The following is a 1,076-nucleotide window of genomic DNA, read 5'->3' on the forward strand; positions in this document are numbered from 1 at the left end:
CATCGCCGCTCAGAAGGACAATACGCGCCCGCCAGACATGCTTCTGCGGGCTTCCAGGGGCCGCGACGATCGCTTGCAAGCGCTGACGGTCGCTGGCCGAAATGGTGAAGGAGATGCCATTGCGCATGCATCAAACTCGCACGCCACACCGCAAAACGGAATCCCAAAATCGGACTCTTTTGATCCGATCAATCCACTAGCACTTCACTGCTTTCGAGCGACTTCGGGACGATGAATGAGCCGTTGCGGTCATCACGGCTCGCGGTAACGCGGAAAGCGGACTGGTCTTCGAAGGGTTTTAGTTGGACTGGCATGGTCTATTGCTCCTATGGTTGGCAGCAATTTGACGTATCGTACGGGTATAGTCAAATATTTCTTCATGACGATATCCACAGATGCTGACCAAAGCAAATATTATTGCAAATTTACATTGGAAATTATAGCACACTATTCTTTGACATCATCAGGAATCATCCTTTGTCGGATTCAACCTTGACCATCGCAAACGACCGCAGCGCTAAGCACCGGTTCAACGAACCGGTGCGGGATCGGCCAATTCAGCGGCGAATCGCAACGAATTCAACGCGCTATGCGAAGCTGAAACACGTCGATTAGTGGTGGGGTGCATTGACGGGTATTGGACGACGGCGGTGCGCCCGTTGCGGGCGTTAAATTGGCGCGGACAGCGCGGACAGCTTTTTTGCTATTCTTTTATATGGGCGCAGTACAATAGAGGTTGGCTCTACCCTTCACCTTTTCTCTCTACGTATGGAATAAAAAAGGCTGTCCAAGCTGTCCTAGGGTCAAACCCCATCGTCCTGAACGACCGAGTTCGACCCTTCTCTGCCGTTCCTCTGGAGCAGGTGTGCGGCAAGTTATGACCCGGCTGAGACGTTGCGTGCCTATGCAAAGCATCGGCGTGCGCAGGCCTTCACGGCTTTGAATCCGAGTTAACGGATTGAAGGTTGGAGGATCTGTTCGAGGTATTTGTTGTTTCTTGCAGCGCGCTTTCGGCGCAGCTTGATGCTTCGCTTGTCGTCGATTGATCGCACGAGGTTCAGGGCGAAGTGGCGGAC

The 1,076-nt window shown here is 52.9% G+C and carries 1 pseudogene; it reads right to left on the reverse strand.

Annotation, left to right across the window (positions count from 1 at the left end):
- Window positions 1-127 (reverse strand): annotated as a pseudogene (locus EN859_RS40015) (IS630 family transposase); the annotation flags it as partial.
- Window positions 128-1,076 lie beyond the last annotated feature (949 nt).

It is taken from the genome of Mesorhizobium sp. M00.F.Ca.ET.216.01.1.1 (assembly GCF_004010325.2).
GTDB lineage: Bacteria > Pseudomonadota > Alphaproteobacteria > Rhizobiales > Rhizobiaceae > Mesorhizobium.